At 47.9% G+C, this 16,575-nt stretch carries 20 protein-coding genes, 1 tRNA gene, 2 rRNA genes and 1 pseudogene; 18 read left to right on the top strand and 6 right to left on the bottom strand.

Annotated features, from left to right (window positions below; genetic code table 11):
• The first annotated feature begins 3 nt into the window (after positions 1 to 3).
• The 3 genes from rrf (GC128_RS22565) (at position 4) to rrf (GC128_RS22555) (ending at position 365) form a co-directional block, all read left to right on the top strand.
• Positions 4 to 119 (top strand): 5S ribosomal RNA (gene rrf / locus GC128_RS22565).
• A 15-nt stretch (positions 120 to 134) separates the two neighbouring features.
• Positions 135 to 210 (top strand) — tRNA-Thr (locus GC128_RS22560).
• A 39-nt stretch (positions 211 to 249) separates the two neighbouring features.
• A 5S ribosomal RNA gene (gene rrf / locus GC128_RS22555) occupies positions 250 to 365 on the top strand.
• A gap of 96 nt (positions 366 to 461) precedes the next feature.
• Here the strand turns inward: rrf (GC128_RS22555) and GC128_RS22550 are convergent.
• The 5 genes from GC128_RS22550 to GC128_RS22530 form a co-directional block, all read right to left on the bottom strand.
• Complete coding sequence (locus GC128_RS22550) at positions 462 to 1,220, bottom strand: amino acid ABC transporter ATP-binding protein (RefSeq protein WP_064514184.1); 759 nt, start codon at positions 1,218 to 1,220, stop codon at positions 462 to 464.
• Between the two features lie 10 nt (positions 1,221 to 1,230).
• Positions 1,231 to 2,331: an amino acid ABC transporter permease gene (locus tag GC128_RS22545; protein ID WP_151996154.1), complete on the bottom strand. Its 1,101-nt coding sequence runs from the start codon at positions 2,329 to 2,331 to the stop codon at positions 1,231 to 1,233.
• 9 nt (positions 2,332 to 2,340) lie between these two features.
• Positions 2,341 to 3,522: an amino acid ABC transporter permease gene (locus GC128_RS22540; protein ID WP_151996153.1), complete on the bottom strand. Its 1,182-nt coding sequence runs from the start codon at positions 3,520 to 3,522 to the stop codon at positions 2,341 to 2,343.
• Positions 3,523 to 3,592: 70 nt separating this feature from the next.
• The gene (locus GC128_RS22535) at positions 3,593 to 4,618 is read right to left on the bottom strand and encodes an amino acid ABC transporter substrate-binding protein (protein ID WP_151996152.1); all 1,026 of its coding nucleotides are present in this window, start codon (positions 4,616 to 4,618) and stop codon (positions 3,593 to 3,595) included.
• Positions 4,619 to 5,141: 523 nt separating this feature from the next.
• On the bottom strand, positions 5,142 to 5,363 hold the full coding sequence (locus GC128_RS22530) for a hypothetical protein (protein ID WP_034459881.1): 222 nt from the start codon (positions 5,361 to 5,363) through the stop codon (positions 5,142 to 5,144).
• 333 nt (positions 5,364 to 5,696) lie between these two features.
• On the opposite strand from GC128_RS22530, the gene GC128_RS22525 reads away from it, so the two are divergent.
• From GC128_RS22525 to GC128_RS22510, 4 genes are all read left to right on the top strand, one after another.
• Positions 5,697 to 6,044, top strand: coding sequence for a DUF1889 family protein (locus GC128_RS22525; protein ID WP_151996151.1), 348 nt, complete (start codon positions 5,697 to 5,699; stop codon positions 6,042 to 6,044).
• Positions 6,045 to 6,363: 319 nt separating this feature from the next.
• Positions 6,364 to 7,587, top strand: a complete 1,224-nt coding sequence (locus tag GC128_RS22520) for a tyrosine-type recombinase/integrase (RefSeq protein WP_151996150.1) — start codon at positions 6,364 to 6,366, stop codon at positions 7,585 to 7,587.
• The gene (locus GC128_RS22515) at positions 7,584 to 8,507 is read left to right on the top strand and encodes a hypothetical protein (protein WP_151996149.1); all 924 of its coding nucleotides are present in this window, start codon (positions 7,584 to 7,586) and stop codon (positions 8,505 to 8,507) included. The genes GC128_RS22520 and GC128_RS22515 overlap by 4 nt, the downstream gene beginning before the upstream one ends.
• 89 nt (positions 8,508 to 8,596) lie before the next feature.
• Positions 8,597 to 8,821: a helix-turn-helix transcriptional regulator gene (locus GC128_RS22510; protein ID WP_151996148.1), complete on the top strand. Its 225-nt coding sequence runs from the start codon at positions 8,597 to 8,599 to the stop codon at positions 8,819 to 8,821.
• A gap of 451 nt (positions 8,822 to 9,272) precedes the next feature.
• Here GC128_RS22510 and GC128_RS23015 read toward each other — a convergent pair whose 3' ends face one another.
• Positions 9,273 to 9,443 carry a hypothetical protein gene (locus GC128_RS23015; RefSeq protein WP_193216301.1) on the bottom strand — a complete coding sequence of 57 codons (171 nt, stop codon included), beginning with the start codon at positions 9,441 to 9,443 and terminating at the stop codon, positions 9,273 to 9,275.
• 145 nt (positions 9,444 to 9,588) lie between these two features.
• On the opposite strand from GC128_RS23015, the gene GC128_RS22505 reads away from it, so the two are divergent.
• The 11 genes and pseudogenes from GC128_RS22505 to GC128_RS22455 all read left to right on the top strand — a co-directional run.
• Positions 9,589 to 9,786: a host cell division inhibitor Icd-like protein gene (locus GC128_RS22505; protein WP_193216300.1), complete on the top strand. Its 198-nt coding sequence runs from the start codon at positions 9,589 to 9,591 to the stop codon at positions 9,784 to 9,786.
• On the top strand, positions 9,779 to 9,967 hold the full coding sequence (locus tag GC128_RS22500) for a hypothetical protein (RefSeq protein ID WP_151996146.1): 189 nt from the start codon (positions 9,779 to 9,781) through the stop codon (positions 9,965 to 9,967). The genes GC128_RS22505 and GC128_RS22500 overlap by 8 nt, the downstream gene beginning before the upstream one ends.
• Positions 9,960 to 10,163, top strand: coding sequence for a hypothetical protein (locus GC128_RS22495; protein ID WP_151996145.1), 204 nt, complete (start codon positions 9,960 to 9,962; stop codon positions 10,161 to 10,163). The genes GC128_RS22500 and GC128_RS22495 overlap by 8 nt, the downstream gene beginning before the upstream one ends.
• On the top strand, positions 10,153 to 10,521 hold the full coding sequence (locus tag GC128_RS22490) for a hypothetical protein (RefSeq protein ID WP_151996144.1): 369 nt from the start codon (positions 10,153 to 10,155) through the stop codon (positions 10,519 to 10,521). Before GC128_RS22495 ends, GC128_RS22490 begins: the two co-directional genes overlap by 11 nt.
• Positions 10,518 to 12,200: a DUF5906 domain-containing protein gene (locus tag GC128_RS22485; RefSeq protein ID WP_151996143.1), complete on the top strand. Its 1,683-nt coding sequence runs from the start codon at positions 10,518 to 10,520 to the stop codon at positions 12,198 to 12,200. The genes GC128_RS22490 and GC128_RS22485 overlap by 4 nt, the downstream gene beginning before the upstream one ends.
• 658 nt (positions 12,201 to 12,858) lie before the next feature.
• Positions 12,859 to 13,071, top strand: a complete 213-nt coding sequence (locus tag GC128_RS22480) for a hypothetical protein (RefSeq protein WP_151996142.1) — start codon at positions 12,859 to 12,861, stop codon at positions 13,069 to 13,071.
• Positions 13,068 to 15,002 (top strand): ClpP-like prohead protease/major capsid protein fusion protein, encoded by a 1,935-nt coding sequence (locus tag GC128_RS22475; protein WP_151996141.1) that lies wholly within the window; start codon positions 13,068 to 13,070, stop codon positions 15,000 to 15,002. Before GC128_RS22480 ends, GC128_RS22475 begins: the two co-directional genes overlap by 4 nt.
• A gap of 219 nt (positions 15,003 to 15,221) precedes the next feature.
• Positions 15,222 to 15,725, top strand: a complete 504-nt coding sequence (locus tag GC128_RS22470) for a DUF1441 family protein (protein ID WP_151996140.1) — start codon at positions 15,222 to 15,224, stop codon at positions 15,723 to 15,725.
• Positions 15,712 to 15,903, top strand: a complete 192-nt coding sequence (locus GC128_RS22465; protein ID WP_151996139.1) for a hypothetical protein — start codon at positions 15,712 to 15,714, stop codon at positions 15,901 to 15,903. Before GC128_RS22470 ends, GC128_RS22465 begins: the two co-directional genes overlap by 14 nt.
• Before the next feature lie 20 nt (positions 15,904 to 15,923).
• Positions 15,924 to 16,223: a hypothetical protein gene (locus GC128_RS22460; protein WP_151996138.1), complete on the top strand. Its 300-nt coding sequence runs from the start codon at positions 15,924 to 15,926 to the stop codon at positions 16,221 to 16,223.
• Positions 16,220 to 16,575: pseudogene (locus GC128_RS22455) on the top strand (tail assembly protein); the annotation flags it as partial. The gene GC128_RS22460 and the pseudogene GC128_RS22455, both read left to right, overlap by 4 nt.

The following is a 16,575-nucleotide window of genomic DNA, read 5'->3' as shown; positions in this document are numbered from 1 at the left end:
ATGCCTGGCGGCAACAGCGCGGTGGTCCCACCTGACCCCATGCCGAACTCAGAAGTGAAACGCCGTAGCGCCGATGGTAGTGTGGGGTCTCCCCATGCGAGAGTAGGGAACTGCCAGGCTCCAAATTAAAGTGTGCTGATATGGCTCAGTTGGTAGAGCGCACCCTTGGTAAGGGTGAGGTCCCCAGTTCGACTCTGGGTATCAGCACCAGTTTTTAGGTTTAAAGTTCGGCGCTGGATAAAGAATTTGCCTGGCGGCAGTAGCGCGGTGGTCCCACCTGACCCCATGCCGAACTCAGAAGTGAAACGCCGTAGCGCCGATGGTAGTGTGGGGTCTCCCCATGCGAGAGTAGGGAACTGCCAGGCTTCAAATAAACAAAAAGGCCATCCGCAAGGATGGCCTTTTTGTTTTGTATTTCCAGTGAAATAAAAGGCCACTTATGTGGCCTTTCTCTTTAAATATCAATGAATAACCTGAGACAAGAATGCACGAGTACGCTCCGACTTAGGGTGAGCAAAGAACTCATTTGGTGGTGCCTGCTCCACGATTTCACCTCTATCCATAAAGATCACTCTATCAGCAACGGTCCGCGCAAAGCCCATTTCATGTGTCACACACAGCATCGTCATACCAGATTCTGCCAGGCCAATCATCGTATCCAGTACTTCTTTAACCATCTCTGGATCAAGTGCAGAAGTTGGCTCATCAAACAGCATAATCTTAGGTTTCATGCATAGGGAACGCGCAATCGCCACACGCTGCTGTTGTCCGCCAGATATTTGCCCCGGGAATTTATGCGCATGCTCTGCGATGCGTACCTTTTCCAGATAGTGCATTCCGAGTGCTTCAGCTTCTTTCTTGGGCATCTTGCGCACCCAGATCGGGGCGAGAGTGCAGTTCTGCAAAACGGTCAGGTGTGGGAACAGGTTAAAGTGTTGGAAAACCATCCCGACCTCAGTCCTAACCTTCTCTATATTACGTAAATCATCGTTGAGTTCGGTTCCATCAACGACAATACGACCTTGTTGATGCTCTTCCAGGTGATTAATACAGCGTATGGTTGTTGATTTACCTGAACCGGAAGGTCCACACAGGACAATGCGCTCGCCTTGTTGCACCTTCAAATTGATATCTTTAAGTACGTGAAACTGCCCGTACCATTTATTCACATTCTCCAGCATGATCATCGCATCAGCGGGTTGCATAGTAATCTGGCTCATTTATTCATCCTCAGTGCGGTGTTCTTCCGGTGTTAAAACGTTTTTCAAGATGCTGGCTGTAGCGTGACATGCTGAAACAGAAAATCCAGTAGATGAGGGCTGCAAAGACGTAACCTTCGGTCGACATTCCAAGCCAGGCAGGATCGACAGTGGCTTGCTGTACGCTGCTAAACAGATCAAACAAGCCAATAATGATCACCAGACTGGTGTCTTTGAACAGAGCAATAATGGTGTTAACAAGGCCTGGAATGACCATCTTTAATGCCTGTGGGAGGATCACTAATCCCTGGGTTTTCCAGTATCCCAACGCCAGAGATTCTGCGGCTTCGTATTGCCCTTTTGGTAGTGCCTGCAAACCTCCGCGAACCACTTCAGCGACATAAGCCGACTGGAAAAGGATCACGCCGACCAATGCGCGGATAAGTTTGTCTATGCTTGTTCCTTCAGAAAGAAATAGCGGCAGCATGACGGATGACATGAACAACACGGTGATTAGCGGAACGCCTCGCCAGAACTCGATAAATATCACTGACAAGATTCTGACTACCGGCATTGTCGAACGGCGACCTAAGGCCAGTAAGATCCCTAATGGCAACGCCCCGGCGATCCCTACTGATGCGATGATTAGCGTTAAAGTTAAGCCACCCCACTGACGTGTTTCGACGCGATCCAGCCCTAAAAACCCACCGTACAATAAACCCCAAACAACCAGCGGATAGATAACTGCCCATGCGGCGATATAACGGCCACGGCGAGGTATCGCATTCCAGAACATTGGAATGATGGAAACCAGACCAATAAGCAGTGCAAGGTTAATGCGCCAGCGTTGATCATGCGGGTAGAGCCCGTACATAAACTGTCCGAAACGTGCGTGGATAAACACCCAGCATGCCCCTTCTTTTGTGCAGTCCGCACGGGTTTCCCCAATCCAGTTAGCCTGGAAAATCGTCCAGTTTAACAAGGGTGGAATCAGCACCCACATCATCCACAAACAGAAAATAGTCAGTAAGCTATTAGACCAACTGGAAAAAAGATTCTTACGAGCCCATTGCACGACACTTGAGCGAACAGCTTTTGGGCGCGTGTGATGTGACACTAATGCTTTTGTCATCGTAATTCCTTAGCGCTCAATTAGGGCAATTCGCCGGTTATAGATATTCATCAGTAACGAAATAGTCAGGCTGATAATCAGGTAGACCGACATTGTTATCGCAATAGTTTCAATGGCTTGACCAGTCTGATTGAGCACCGTTCCTGCGAACAATGAAACCATGTCCGGATAACCAATAGCGGCTGCCAGTGATGAGTTTTTGACGATATTGAGGTATTGGCTGGTGAGTGGCGGGATGATGACGCGCATTGCCTGAGGAATGATCACCTGGCGCAATGTAACAGGGTTCGGTATCCCCAGTGAACGCGCCGCTTCGTGTTGGCCGTAAGGTACCGATTGAATACCTGCGCGGATAATTTCGGCAATAAAAGTGGATGTATAAACCGACAGCGCTAAAGTTAATGCCGCCAGTTCAGGAATGAGAACCATCCCCCCACGGAAGTTAAAACCACGCAACGCGGGAACATCCCAGTGCAATGCTGCACCAAATAGCCAATGTGCGAGTAGCGGTAACAAGATCAGTAACCCCAGACCATAGGGCCAGGTACGGCGCAATTGCCCCGTTTTTATCTGATGCATTTTGTTATAGCAATACAAGCCTACCGAAATTATCAGTGCTAACAAAATGGCGCCGATAAAAGCCAGTACACCTTCACCAATCTGCGGGGAGGGAATATAGAGCCCGCGGTTACTTAGAAAGAGAAGGTCGAACGCGTTGACTGCCTGACGAGGACCCGGCAGGTTGCGAAGAACGGCAAAATACCAAAAGAAGATCTGCAATAAAGGTGGGATATTGCGGAATGTCTCAATGTAAAAAGTGGATAGTTTGCGTAGCAACCAGTTATCGGAAAGGCGGGCAAGTCCAAGAAAGAAGCCGATAAATGATGCAAACACAATACACAATGCGGAAACCAATAAGGTGTTCAGCAGGCCGACAACAAACACGCGGCCATAAGTATCACCCTGCTCATAATCAATGAGGTGCTGAACGATACCGAAGCCTGCGGCTCGATCAAGGAATGCAAAACCTGAGGTAATGCCACGATTGCTAAGGTTAGTGACGGTGTTGTGTATCAGGTAAACAGCAATGCCAACCACAATGGCGACCGCGATAATCTGAAACAGCCAGGCACGAACCGCTGGGTTAGAAAAGGAAATATCACCTTTTACGATTGGGCGGCGATGGGACATAAGCGAACCTCAGTAACATAAACTCAAACTTTGGGCACTACCGCAGTAGTGCCCATTTCTGACATCTCGCTTAGCGAACAGGCGGTGCGTACTGAATACCGCCTTTGTTCCACAGGTTGTTTTGCCCACGTTTGATCTTCAGCGGGCTATCAGAACCGACGTTATGTTCGAAGATTTCGGCGTAGTTGCCGACTTGTTTGACGATGTTATAGGCCCATTTATTATCTAGCTTCAGGTCTTTACCGAAATCACCTTCTTTACCTAACAGGTGTGCCATATCCGGTGTTGTTGGGTTAGCAGCCATCTGATCAACGTTTTTAGAGTCAATCCCCATCTCTTCAGCATTGAGCATGGCGAACAACGTCCAGCGTACGATAGAGAACCAGTCTTCATCACCACGGCGTACGACGGGGCCTAAAGGCTCTTTTGAAATGACTTCCGGCAGAACAATCCATTCACCTGGTGTGCTTAGTTTGATGCGCAGTGCATAGAGTTGTGACTGGTCGGAAGCCAGAGTATCGCAGCGGCCTGATTCCAGCGCTTTGGCTGACTCATCGGAGCGATCGAACGTTACTGGGGTGTATTTCATATTATTTGCTTTGAAGTAATCGGCGACGTTCAGTTCGGTATCAGTACCTGCCTGAATACAAACGGTCGCGCCATCTAGTTCTTTAGCGCTCTTCAGGCCTGCTTTGTTGTGTGTCAGGAAGCCGATGCCATCGTAATAAGTGACGCCGGTAAACATCATTCCCATGCCAGCATCGCGTGATGAAGTCCAGGTGGTATTACGTGACAGAATGTCCACTTCACCTGACTGGAGAGCTGTAAAACGCTCTTTTGCGGTCAGCGGGGTATATTTAACTTTCGAGGCATCCCCAAATACCGCAGCGGCAACGCCACGACAAACGTCCACATCAATGCCGGTAAATTTACCGTTTGCATCAGCGTAAGAAAAACCAGGTAAGCCGTCACTTATCCCGCATTGCACAAAGCCTTTCTTCTTTACCGCGTCAAACGTGGTGCCGGCATGAGCCTGATTGACTACCGCGAATAATGCACCGGCAGCGACCAGAGTGGAGATCAGAGTCTTTTTCATAATTCATCCTGTGTGGCGAAATTATCGTTATAAGTGTAGGCATCTGGATGACGCCATTTTCCTGTCTGTGGCATCTGCCAATGTGGTTAAAGCAAAGGGAGTGCCAAGGTTGCGAGAGACGGCATGCGTGTGCCTCCCGTCGCAGTAAGCTGAGTGTAGACAGGAAAAATTACTTGCAGCGCCCCACAACGGGGCAAAATTGAAACCTACGCCACATTTCAGCGCAAAAAAGTTTCAGTTTTTGATCATATGAAAAGAAGTAATTTCTGGCGTGAAAATTAGCGTGAATAGCACCTGTATTGGTTTGTGGAAGGAGTCACATCTGCTGCTGCAATAAAACAAAATCTGAAAGAAGTAAGTGATTTGTTTCACGCCAAAAAGATTGGGGATATAAGCCAGCGAAACTAAAAAAATGAAGTGGTGGGAATGGATGCACTTTAATAAAGCAAAGGAAAATGACTGCGGATTTTCCAATAAAAAAGCGCGCCCGATATGGGCGCGCTTATTAAATACGGAATGTACTTTATTTAGTTAATGCAACGATACCTAGCGTTAGGCCGGCAATCGCTGCGGCACCACCGGCAATTGCACCTGCGGTTTCCCAGTTATCCTGAGTTGTCCCTTTCATGCAGGTATTGGTGTGCACCAGACGGCCCTGATCGTCATAGACTGGCACGCAAGGTGAGTTGGTTGCACAACCTGCCAGAAGTGTAGAAAGCAACGCAGCGGCAATTAGCTTTTTCATATGGAACCTCATTAAACCAAACCCCGTTCAGGGATAATTCGTGCGTTAAGGCTACAATTATCTAATAACCTGAACCGGTGTGAATGTGGTGATTTTATCACCGCAGTGGGCATGGAGAGCAGAGAGGAATAATTGCAATTCATGTGCAGTGTAAACAAAGTGGAGAAAAGCGGGCATAGACAAGAAAGTGTGGAGAAAAAGTGAAGTTAAACATTTTCAGATAACCAGTCCGCGTCACAACTATTAAAAAGGGTGCATTACCAAGGGTAGTAACCATTGAAATCATATGGTTAACTGGTGGTTGTCAGTGCGTGCTACAGGCTCGTTTAATACATGGTTAATATTAAGGATAAGAATATGCCAGCTGTCATTGAAAAAGCATTGGACTACATTGGCGGTATGAATACATCCGCATCAACACCACATTCTATGGATGAGAGTACAGCTAAGGGGATATTTAAGTATCTGAAAGAGCTGGGGGTACCGGTTAGCACAGAAGATGTTACGGCAAGAGCTAATCAGGAGGGATGGAACGCTGAATTCACGAAAAAAGTGGCAGGGTGGGCTGATAAAATTGAGTCTGGCAACCGAGTTCTTATCAAAAATCCTGAATACTTTTCTTCATATATGCAAGAGCAACTCCGTGCGTTAGCGGAAGCTGAATATTCGCATACCGAGTAAGTTTACCTGACCCATTCGTTAGCAAATTAGCCTTTCACCAGGCATATTACAAACGTTAAAAAAGGCGCTTCCCCATGCCGAGTAGCGCCTTTTTAAACAACAACTTAACTGATTAATATCAGTTCATGCCGTATTTTCAGAATCATGGTTTTTTATGGTTTGCCCTTGTTTATCAGTGTTCATGTATCAATTTGATATTAAAGGATAATAATCACTTTATTGTTTGTCTTTGTTCGTCACAGTTCATGGGGTAACATTGAGATGTGCAGTCAGTGGTGCAGTCAGTCCTGAGCACTCTGAAAAATGAACTGAGGTTTTTATGGCTGGTGGAACAAACAAATTAAGCGATACCTCACTACGTAAAATGCTGGGAAGGGAAAGCCCTGGCGACAGTTTTTACGCAGATGGTGATGGACTCAGCATAAAAATATCAAAGGTCGGTATTATGACCTGGTATTACTCCTTTCGGATTGGTGGCCGTGACTCAAATTCGCAGCGCATCAAATTGGGGAACTATCCGGATCTTTCCCTGAAGGCGGCAAGAGAAAAGCGTGATCAGTGCCGTAGCTGGTTGGCAGAGGGGAAAAACCCCAAACACCAGTTGAGCATTACGACACAGGAAACCCTGAAGCCGGTCTCTGTACAAGACGCTATGGAATACTGGGTAAAGGAATACGCCACCCACAAACGCGCCAACGTTGGAAAGCACACCGAACAGCTTAAAAAGCATATCTACCCCTATATCGGGAATTACCCACTTTCAATGTGCGAAACGCGCCACTGGCTTGAGTGTTTTAGCCGGGTGAGAAGTGAGGCTCCTGTAGCAGCCGGCTATCTTCTCCAGATGTGTAAACAAGCACTGAAATTCTGCCGTGTGCATCGCTACGCAGTGAGCAACGCCCTCAATGATTTAACTGTCGATGATGTGGGTAAAAAGCAGGAGAAACGCGATAGGGAACACACCAGGCATGAATTAGCCGATATCTGGCGAGAAAGCACCGGCCTTAAATTCAAACCCTATTACGCTTCTATCCTGCATTTGCTGGTGGTGTTCGGCTGCCGAACGCAAGAGCTACGCCTTTCCCGCATCAGTGAGTGGGATTTACAGGACTGGATCTGGACGGTACCGAAAGAACACAGCAAGGGTGGCGTAAAAATCTTACGACCGATACCGGAAGCTATACAGCCATTCATCACCACTCTGTACAACCGAAATAAAGACAGCGGCCTGCTGCTGGGCGAGATAAAAAAACCAGAAGCTATCAGCCAGTGGGGAAGAGGTATCTATAAGCGCTTGGGCCACTCTGAGCCGTGGACACTCCACGACCTGCGCCGGACGTTCTCGACTACTCTAAATAATATGGGTATTGCTCCACACGTTGTCGAGCAGCTGCTTGGCCATACGCTTGGTGGTGTGATGGCGGTATATAACCGTAGCCAGTATTTACCCGAGAAGCTGGATGCACTGAATAAATGGATGGAGAGGTTAGAGCTGATTTCTGCTGACCATTCAAATGTAACTATCTTGAAGGTGGCAAAATGAAATTACCTGAGCGTTTATATTATCCTTTGGATAAGGCGGCTAAAAAACTTAATTGTGATGTATCTGATATAATACATTTTGCTGCCAATGGTTATACTAAGCTCTGCGTAAAAGTTCACTCATCCGGACCAGGTTTTGGAAATGAAAATGACGAATGGTCCTCTTATCTTTTAGTGGATTATAAAGTTATCAATAATCAAATATCTCAAGATGATGTGACCTTTACTAAGGGTGATAAGGGAGATGACTTAGCAATTTATACTCATAGCTTTGATTACATTAATTCTTATGTGAGAATCCTTGGGTACGTAGATTTTTGGCTTGATGAAAATTTACAAGTTGTTGATTCAAGTTCTGTTATTCATGCTGTTTTTGGGTTGTTAGAAGTTAGTGAGAGAGACCTGTATATTCATGAAATGAATCTCATAAAAAATGAAAGTATAGAGGTTCGTTCCTTTGCATTACCTACAGATAATACCAATGACGAACTATCAGGATACTTCAGGAATGACGGGGAGTTTGCTTCTTCTAGTCAAATAATATCTAGGGATAATGATTATTTAAGAAGCAATGGGGTAGAGAACAACTTATCCCATGAAGGTATTAATATTACCTTGGATGATTTATTTATTACAAAAGATGAGGTTTTGCGATTAAAAGGCGAGGGAATACTATCTCATAATGATACGTCAAATATCGATAAGCCTGAAAGCCCAAAAACTGGTGCAAAAAAAGCAGAGATAATTCCTGCCTTAATAAGTCTATTGCCGGATTTTAAAAATGTTAATATTGATGCAATGGCTGTTAGTAAAATTCAAAATATTATTGAGGGAATTGCAGCTAAACAAGGAGTTGAGTTGCCTGAGACACACATCCAGACTTGGCAAAAATATCTAGGCAGAGGTAGATCAAAAAAGTGATATCACATATTGAGCAAGTGATTTCACCAAGCTAAATGCTAATCTTTTAAAGAATGCCCTCGAACAATAACGAACGAGGGCATTTTTTTATGAACCAATTCAAGCAATCCCTACCTATAGCCGAGCGAGTGATCCGCGAGGTTGAATGCCGCCAGTTAACTGGTCTTTGCCGAACTACCCGCTACATGATGGAAAAAGACGGAAAATTCCCTGTCCGGCGCAAGCTTGGCGGTCGTTCTGTCGGTTGGCTTCTGTCTGAGATTTCTGCTTGGCAGATTAACCAGCCAAAAGTTGATAGCAATCAAGCTGCGTGAGGTGGGGTATGGCAGATAAAACAAAGGCGACCTTGCAGGGCCGCCCAAGTAACACTAACAAATCCACTATCGATATTACCAGGCCTTGCGCTGGTGGTCAAAGCACGAACTGCAGCAGCGGCGCGGTTAACCTACCCACTATAAGTGGTTTGGTTGAACCGACTATCTTAAAGCGAGTTGCTAATTTGCAACTCGGTCTTGGGTGTGCGGAAAACTTCGGACACCTCATTGTGGGGTATGCACCGTTGCAGCATACCCCCATAACCACCCGTATTTTGGGTCGATTGGTTTGCTTAACAGGGTATGCCCAGTTTTGGGCACACCTAGATAGCGGGCATTGCTCTCTATTGGGGTGTACGCCATTGCCGTATACCCCGGATATTTCCCGTAATTTCTCTCGATGCTCATATGTGAGCAACGGCCAGCTCAATTTTGAGCCGACTGATTTAATTCAGCCTTTTGGCTCGATACCACGGGATTGCAGCTCTTTTCGAAGAACTCGCTTAATCCATGTGGCTAGCGAAGAGTCCCCATCTTTTTTCATTTCTGTTTCAAGCTGTGCCCGTAACTCATGCTGGAGACGGATCTGGTACTGGTCAGTTTTTGCTTTATCGCTTGACATTGTAATTACAAAATCCATATTATCGGCTGGTAGTTGTAATTACAACGTAACCGAAATGGTTTTGCAACTGCTAAATATAGCGAAGCCCCGTAGTGCTAGAACACTGACAGGGCCTCTTACCAAACCGTTAATCGAGGTAACAGTTATGGCTGAATCACAGTCTACCCAAACTCGCCTGAAATTCACATGGCGTTTTCTTGCCGTACCCGCAATTGCGCCTGATACAAAGCCTATCGTGCTTTATACCAATGCCGCCAGTGAACAGGACGCCCGCGACAATTGCCCGGGGTGGTTGCTCTTCTTCGCCGCACGTCTGCCAGTTCAGGAGGTGCGCCATGCTTAAGTTTAAAGAACTGAGCCTTGATGATGAGTTGCGTAAGGCTGTAAGCCTTTTGGCTGCATCTGCTGAGTTACACGGCGGCGGGGAAGAAGAACACGAAATGTCTTTCGATCTCCTTTGCAAAGTTCTGCATCGCCTTCGTCAAATCAAAGATGCGTATGAAGGAGACTCAGGCAATGCGTAGAACATTCGAAACCGCTGTTAGCCCTCTTCACCATGCGACCTTCACCATGGAGTTGCTGGACTGCCTGAACCAATTGGCATGCAACAACGACAACACGACCAACCGGTTCATACCTTCGCTGATTGCTATTGCTGCTGAAAGAGCGCGCGAAATGGCTGACATGCTGGATAACGGGGAGGTTCAGGATGATCAGTAATGTGAAATTTAACGAACTGGTGAACCGTGTCGATCTGATGGCAACGCGTATTGAAGAGCTTGAAAGCCAGGTTAAGGCACTGGCAGATACGCAAGGAGGTGAAATTCCTCCGGGCATGTCCCCACTGACTACTCTTGCCACCGAGTTTGGCATTTCAACCAAGAAGGCTGAAGAGCTGGCTCATAACACTGGTGTATTGCTCATAAAGCAAAAATCAGGCGGTTTCATTGCCAACGATGTCAAATTCAGAGAAGCAGCCAGGTTAGTTCTCCGTGCGGCAAAGCGTAAGTATGGGTCTGCGTACTGGTTCCATCCTTTGCTCGGTAAGTTCCAGATGAGTGGGGGGATACCGAAATGACGGCACCATTAACTGCGGTTGAAACAGTATCTGATGCGTTGTTTTCGTGTGTCTATCTGTGGGCACATGGTCGCCCTTACACCCGCACGGATCTGGATAAGGCAATCCACCAGCATAAAGACACGGCAACCACGTATGGCAAGCTGGTGGCGAAGTTAAGTCAGTTACACAGCATGACCTATGAGGATTTATGTGATGCCGGTTATCTGGGTGGGGATATGGAGCAGGTTATTGCCCTGCGGCGGGCTGTGCTGGTGGAGGAAATCGGTGAAGAGGAGTTAAACGCCTGGCTTCGTGATTCGACTCGTATCCACAAGGTATTCCCGCAAGATAAGAAAGTCGTCTCTTTGCTCATTGAGAAAGGGAAAAGAAAGACTGCCCTTGGTGAAGAGCTTGGCGATGGTACCCGCATTAACGATGAGGATCGCCAGAAACTTGATAGTTTGAACGCTACTTACACACACGTTCTTGCATTTGGTGATCACCACGTCGTGAGCATGAAGGCTAACCCGGTGACCGGTGAAACCCATGCTTTCCAGACGCTGAATTCATTTCGTAATAATTTTCTCGACACAGGCCGTGTTGCCGGGCGTCGTCTCGGTGGTGCCTGGCTTGAGTGGCCGGGGCATGCTAAGAAACTTGATGGTGTGGGTTTCTATCCAAACATTCAGCGTTGTCCTGATGGTGTTTATAACCTTTTCATGGGGCTTTCAGTTCAGCCGGTGGATGGGGACGTAGCACCCTATCTTGAGCACCTGAAGTTTGTCATTTGTGCCGGTGACGAAGAGTCTTACAGCTACCTGGTGGGCTGGCTTGCGCATATGTTTCAGAAGCCTGACGAGAAACCATCTGTTGCCGTGGTGATGAAATCTATCGAGGGAACAGGCAAGGGTTCAATGGTTCGCCCGTTGCTGGAAATCCTCGGAATGTATGGCATTCAGGTCAATGGCCCAGGTCAGATAGCGGGCCGCTTTAATGGCACGATAGCCAATAAGATGTTTGTGTTTATTGATGAGGCCGAACTAACGGATGCCCGCTGTGCTGACCGACTGAAGGCACTTATCAGTGAACCGACTATTAACCTCGAGCGAAAGGGGAAAGATCCAGAGCCAATGCCCAACTATGCGCGGTTTGTGTTTGCCAGTAACCATGACAGGGTGATCCGCGCTGGACTACGTGAGAGGCGTTATCTGGTACTTGAGCCTGACGGAACCCGTGCACAGGATAAAGGGTACTTTGACCGTCTCCATCAGTGGATAGACAACGGTGGTGCATCGCGGCTTCTGGCCTATCTGATGAATATTGACTTAAGAAACTTTGACCCACGGCGGCCACCGGTTACAGCGGCGCTAATTGAAGAGAAGCTGTCCAGCCTGCCACCGGCTTACCAGTATCTCTATGGTGAATTATGGGGTGGAAAGCCATTCAACGGGCAAGAGCGTGTCTTTGCAGGTGAGCTGGTGGATAAGTTCATGCTGTGGTGCGAATCGAACGGGGAAAGTATTCAGCCGGCTGCCGCACGATCTTCTTTGGGCAAGGTTATGTCACATCTTGGCTTTGAAGTCGCTGGCCGTTCCGATCGTGGAGAGGGGAAGTTTTACGTAGTGCCAGATATTGATGTGATGAAAAATAACTTTGCGGCAGTGTTGGGCGAGAAAAGCGAAAGGGTATTTACATAACACATGCGGGGTTTTACCTGTACCACCTATACCACAATGCGTTAAAGCCGCACCAACAAAGGCTTTAAAGGTGGTACAGGTTTTTTAACTACCTATACCAGACCTATACCACCTATACCAAAAAGAGGCCTTAACTGGTACAGGTGGTACAGGTCGAAATCAGCTATACCACACTAGCTATACCAGCTACAGGCCGCGCCAGTTCTGGGCTCAGAGGATAGTGGTACAGGTGGTACAGCAAAAGTGCCAAAATCGCGCAGAACTGATTCATTCACCGGCATTGTTGTCGCCTCTACCTACAGAGACAGGTTTGGAGGCAATACCGCCACCGCGGTGAACGCAGAAGAAATGAAGGAAATGTTAAAACTAGCTGAATAATGCAGCAAAAAGGGTTCACACCCCACGCAGTATACACTGCTGCGCCCAAAGCCAGTTCTGGCATGCCTTTGGGGGGCATACCCCACAATGTACGTATTGTATACAAAACCATGCAAAACTCCCTTCCAGCCCGCTTCTTAAAAGGGGTTGCGGGTGTATACCCATGACCAACTTTCCATATTTTAATCTCTTAAATCTATTTAATCGATAAATATAGATTTACTTACCACTTTTAACGATCAATGATAAATGCCTGTTTGGTTATCCAGTAGAAGGCAACATGAGCGACATTCACGATTTGAACTTAGGCGAGGTTAAGGGTGGTTCAGTACATCTGGACGCACAAACCGTCATGCGCCTGAAGCATTACCGCATCGAACATCTGAAAACGAACCCGGGACAGCCATTACCCGGCGTGGCGCAAGTCGTCCGTCATGCTGTAAACGCCTGGCTTGATAAAAACGGTTTTGCGGCCGTGGAAGGTGACAAATGAAAAGCTGGTACACCATCAAAGCCTCGGCTGCTGGTGGCCCGGCTGAAATCCTGATTTATGACGAGATTGGCTACTGGGGCATTACGGCGAAAAAGTTCGTTAGTGACCTCAAGGACATCTCGGGTGCCACCAGCATTAACCTACGCATTAACTCACCAGGCGGTGACGTGTTCGACGGTATCGCCATCTACAACGCCCTGAAAGGTCTGGGCATTCCCATCACGACTTACATTGACGGCCTGGCGGCTTCGATGGCGTCAGTTATCGCTATGGTCGGTAACCCGGTCATCATGCCTGAGAACGCGATGATGATGGTGCACAAGCCGTGGGGCGCTTCCAGCGGTGACGCGAACGCCATGCGCGACTACGCCGACCTGCTGGATAAAGTCGAAAGCGTCTTAATCCCTGCCTATACCGCCAAAACTGGAAAGTCACACGACGAGATCGCCGCGCTGCTGGAAGAAGAGACCTGGCTGAGTGGTGCCGAATGTGTGGTGCATGGTTTTGCAGATCAGCTTATCGAATCGGTACGCGCTATGGCCTGTATCGAATCAAAACGAATTGAGGAGTTTGAACGTATGCCTGAATCACTGAAAGGGATGATTACCAGCCCGAAAGCCTCCACCACTACCGCAACTCCTGAGCAAAGCCGCTTAACCGGGATTAAAGACCTTTTCTCCATGTTTGGCGGTAAACATGACGCTCTGAAAATGCAGTGTCTTGAAGATGTGGGCTGCACACCAGATAAAGCCAAAGATTTGCTGCTGGCTGAAATTGGGCGCGGTGCGACACCTTCCAATAAAGGCCAGGCACATATTTACTCCGGGAACGGCAACATTACTGGTGATGGTATTCGCCAGGGTTTATATGCCCGCCTGGGTCATCAACGCGCAGAACGTGGCAACCCATATGCAATGATGAGTCTGTTTGAAATGGCGCAGGCTTCGTTGGTAGATCGCGGGATCAATATCGGTGCTCTCGGCAACCGTTCGCAGATTGTAAATCTGGCATTCACTCACAGCAGCAGTGATTTTTCGCACATCCTGGCTGGTGGTGCAGAGCAATCAGTATTGGCGGGCTGGCAGAACAGCGGTGAAACATTCCAGCAGTGGACCAAAAAAGGCTCTCTGTCCAACTTCCGTGAAGCCAAGCGTGTTGGTCTGAATGGTTTTTCAAAACTTCGCCAGGTGCGTGAAGGTGCTGAATATAAATACATCACCACTTCTGACGAAGGCGTACCTATCGCGCTGGCCACATATGGTGAAATATTCACGATCACCCGTCAGGCCATTATCAATGACGACCTGAGTCAGCTAACTTCCATCCCTATGGCAATGGGCCGCGCCGCTTCACGGACAGTTGGTGAGCTTGTCTATCTGATGCTTGTAGCTAGTCAGAAATTTACAGACGGTAAAGAATTGTTCCATGCAGACCACAAGAACGTTATTGCTCTGGACATGACAACCGAAGGCCTGGATGCAGCGCGCAAGGCAATGCGTCTGCAGGAAGATGCCAACGGCGACGCACTCAACATCACCCCTGCATTTATCCTCGTGCCAGCAGCATTAGAAAGCGCTGCTAATCGGGCTGTCTTGTCTTCTTCCTCTCTACTTCAGATTGGTACACAGGAAGTCGGTGGGAAGGATGTACCTGTCTATAACCAGAACCCAGGCATCATGAACGTGGTTAAGGATATGGCTCAGGTGATTGTCGAGCCGCGTCTGGATAAGTACCACCCTAAAGAGTGGTATGTGACAGCAGCACAGGGAATGGACACCTTTGAGGTGGCTTACCTTGATGGGATGGACTCACCGTACCTTGAACAGCAGGAAGGCTTCACTGTTGATGGTGTCGCATGGAAGGTGCGTATCGATGCAGGTGTGGCACCGCTGGACTATCGCGGGCTGGTCAAATCGACAGGCAAGGCGTAAGGCGGGAAGGGCGGCGAGAGTCGCCTTTTTGCTGTCTGTATGGCGTGGGTCCTCCCGGGGCTACGGCCTGCCACGAGGCGGCGGGCACGCGGATAACGGCTAGTTTTTGGGATTGCGCACCAAACGGCCAAACGGACAAACGATAGTTAACTCTTTGTTTTTAATATCTCCAACTTGGTCCGTTTGGGTAATAGGGTTTGCCAAACGAAAGAGAAATCTATGACGGTAAACGATGTACTAAGCCATACGTTCAGTATCACTGAATTGGCAGAGATTCTTGAGCGTGACAGAAAAACTGTGGCCGCAGTTGTCAGGCCATTAGAGCCAGCGGAGGGCAGTAGTAAAACGAGAAAAAATTACAGCGTTCGCAATCTGCTGCAGGCGTTAAGTAACCCGCAAGATTTAGATGTTAACCAGATGACGCCTGCAGAACGCCGGGCGCACTGGCAAGCAGAAAACGAGCGCCTTAAATTTGAGGAAGCATCCAGAGAACTAATACCTGCTGAAGAATGCCGGGATGTTTATACCCAAATTTGCAAAGGGCTGGTGCTGGTACTTGAAACGCTTCCCGACCTACTCGAACGCGACTGTGCACTGACGCCAACAGCAGTCAAATATGTGCAGGACAAAATTGATGATTTCCGCGACCACCTCTACAACGAAATGCAGAGTGATAAGTTTGGGGTAGAAGACACTGAGGAATCCAACGATGGCGAGATTTAAAGATGCCCTTATAACCTGTGCTCAGATAGCTGGTGGCGATGATCCTGATTATATCCAGCGCATCATGGCGCATTTCAAGCCAATAGCAGTCAGTGAAAGCGGGGAGCCGCTTTATTCAATTCCACAAATGGTGGCAGCGTTAATCCGTGGTGAGCCGAAAGATAACGTCACTGTTTAATTATTTATGAAGGGCTAAGAATGGCAAAGCATCCAACAGGTAAACGACTAAAAGCGGAAATTAAATTCAATAACAAATCCGCACTTGTCTATGTCGTCAAAGGTAGTCGTATTCAGGACGCTCCGGATGAGAGCAACCCGGAATATCCTGGTGACATACATATGAGCATGCCCGCACGAACTCAGGATTTCGATTTTGAGCTGAATGAAATACTCAACACGATGAATGACCGGGCAGTAGTGGTGTTTATGTGCCCTCATGATGTGGTGTTTTCATATGCTTATGACCGTATCAAGGCAATATCAAAGGGTGACAAATGAATACAATTTTACTTAGCGGCTCCCTCGCCACACATTTTGGCCGTGAACATAAGCGAGAGATATCCTCTACAACTGAAGCTTTCCGGGCCTTGTCTGTCACGCTGCCTGGCTTTGAAGCGTTTATGCAGAATGCACACCTCAAAGGGCTGCGCTTCGCCATATTCAAAGGTAAGCGCAACATTGGTAAAGATGAGTTGAAGCACGGCTGCGGTGATGAGGTGATCCGCATTGTGCCGGTGATTGCCGGGAGTAAACGAGCTGGCGTCTTGCAAACCGTTATCGGTGCAGTGCTGGTTGTTGTTGGGGCTATTGGTGCGACTTGGGGGCAGGCATTTGGCGGGGGGGTTTGGGG

It is taken from the genome of Buttiauxella massiliensis (assembly GCF_902500225.1).
Lineage (GTDB): Bacteria > Pseudomonadota > Gammaproteobacteria > Enterobacterales > Enterobacteriaceae > Buttiauxella > Buttiauxella massiliensis.
This window is presented reverse-complemented; position numbering and strand designations above follow the sequence as displayed.

Excerpts from the sequence above, each read along its gene's own strand:
- GC128_RS22550 (WP_064514184.1), bottom strand. The coding sequence starts at position 1,220 with ATGAGCCAGATTACTATGCAACCCGCTGATGCGATGATCATGCTGGAG.
- GC128_RS22545 (WP_151996154.1), bottom strand. The coding sequence starts at position 2,331 with ATGACAAAAGCATTAGTGTCACATCACACGCGCCCAAAAGCTGTTCGC.
- GC128_RS22540 (WP_151996153.1), bottom strand. The coding sequence starts at position 3,522 with ATGTCCCATCGCCGCCCAATCGTAAAAGGTGATATTTCCTTTTCTAAC.
- GC128_RS22535 (WP_151996152.1), bottom strand. The coding sequence starts at position 4,618 with ATGAAAAAGACTCTGATCTCCACTCTGGTCGCTGCCGGTGCATTATTC.
- GC128_RS22530 (WP_034459881.1), bottom strand. The coding sequence starts at position 5,363 with ATGAAAAAGCTAATTGCCGCTGCGTTGCTTTCTACACTTCTGGCAGGT.
- GC128_RS22525 (WP_151996151.1), top strand. The coding sequence starts at position 5,697 with ATGGTTAATATTAAGGATAAGAATATGCCAGCTGTCATTGAAAAAGCA.
- GC128_RS22520 (WP_151996150.1), top strand. The coding sequence starts at position 6,364 with ATGGCTGGTGGAACAAACAAATTAAGCGATACCTCACTACGTAAAATG.
- GC128_RS22515 (WP_151996149.1), top strand. The coding sequence starts at position 7,584 with ATGAAATTACCTGAGCGTTTATATTATCCTTTGGATAAGGCGGCTAAA.
- GC128_RS22510 (WP_151996148.1), top strand. The coding sequence starts at position 8,597 with ATGAACCAATTCAAGCAATCCCTACCTATAGCCGAGCGAGTGATCCGC.
- GC128_RS23015 (WP_193216301.1), bottom strand. The coding sequence starts at position 9,443 with ATGTCAAGCGATAAAGCAAAAACTGACCAGTACCAGATCCGTCTCCAG.
- GC128_RS22505 (WP_193216300.1), top strand. The coding sequence starts at position 9,589 with ATGGCTGAATCACAGTCTACCCAAACTCGCCTGAAATTCACATGGCGT.
- GC128_RS22500 (WP_151996146.1), top strand. The coding sequence starts at position 9,779 with ATGCTTAAGTTTAAAGAACTGAGCCTTGATGATGAGTTGCGTAAGGCT.
- GC128_RS22495 (WP_151996145.1), top strand. The coding sequence starts at position 9,960 with ATGCGTAGAACATTCGAAACCGCTGTTAGCCCTCTTCACCATGCGACC.
- GC128_RS22490 (WP_151996144.1), top strand. The coding sequence starts at position 10,153 with ATGATCAGTAATGTGAAATTTAACGAACTGGTGAACCGTGTCGATCTG.
- GC128_RS22485 (WP_151996143.1), top strand. The coding sequence starts at position 10,518 with ATGACGGCACCATTAACTGCGGTTGAAACAGTATCTGATGCGTTGTTT.
- GC128_RS22480 (WP_151996142.1), top strand. The coding sequence starts at position 12,859 with ATGAGCGACATTCACGATTTGAACTTAGGCGAGGTTAAGGGTGGTTCA.
- GC128_RS22475 (WP_151996141.1), top strand. The coding sequence starts at position 13,068 with ATGAAAAGCTGGTACACCATCAAAGCCTCGGCTGCTGGTGGCCCGGCT.
- GC128_RS22470 (WP_151996140.1), top strand. The coding sequence starts at position 15,222 with ATGACGGTAAACGATGTACTAAGCCATACGTTCAGTATCACTGAATTG.
- GC128_RS22465 (WP_151996139.1), top strand. The coding sequence starts at position 15,712 with ATGGCGAGATTTAAAGATGCCCTTATAACCTGTGCTCAGATAGCTGGT.
- GC128_RS22460 (WP_151996138.1), top strand. The coding sequence starts at position 15,924 with ATGGCAAAGCATCCAACAGGTAAACGACTAAAAGCGGAAATTAAATTC.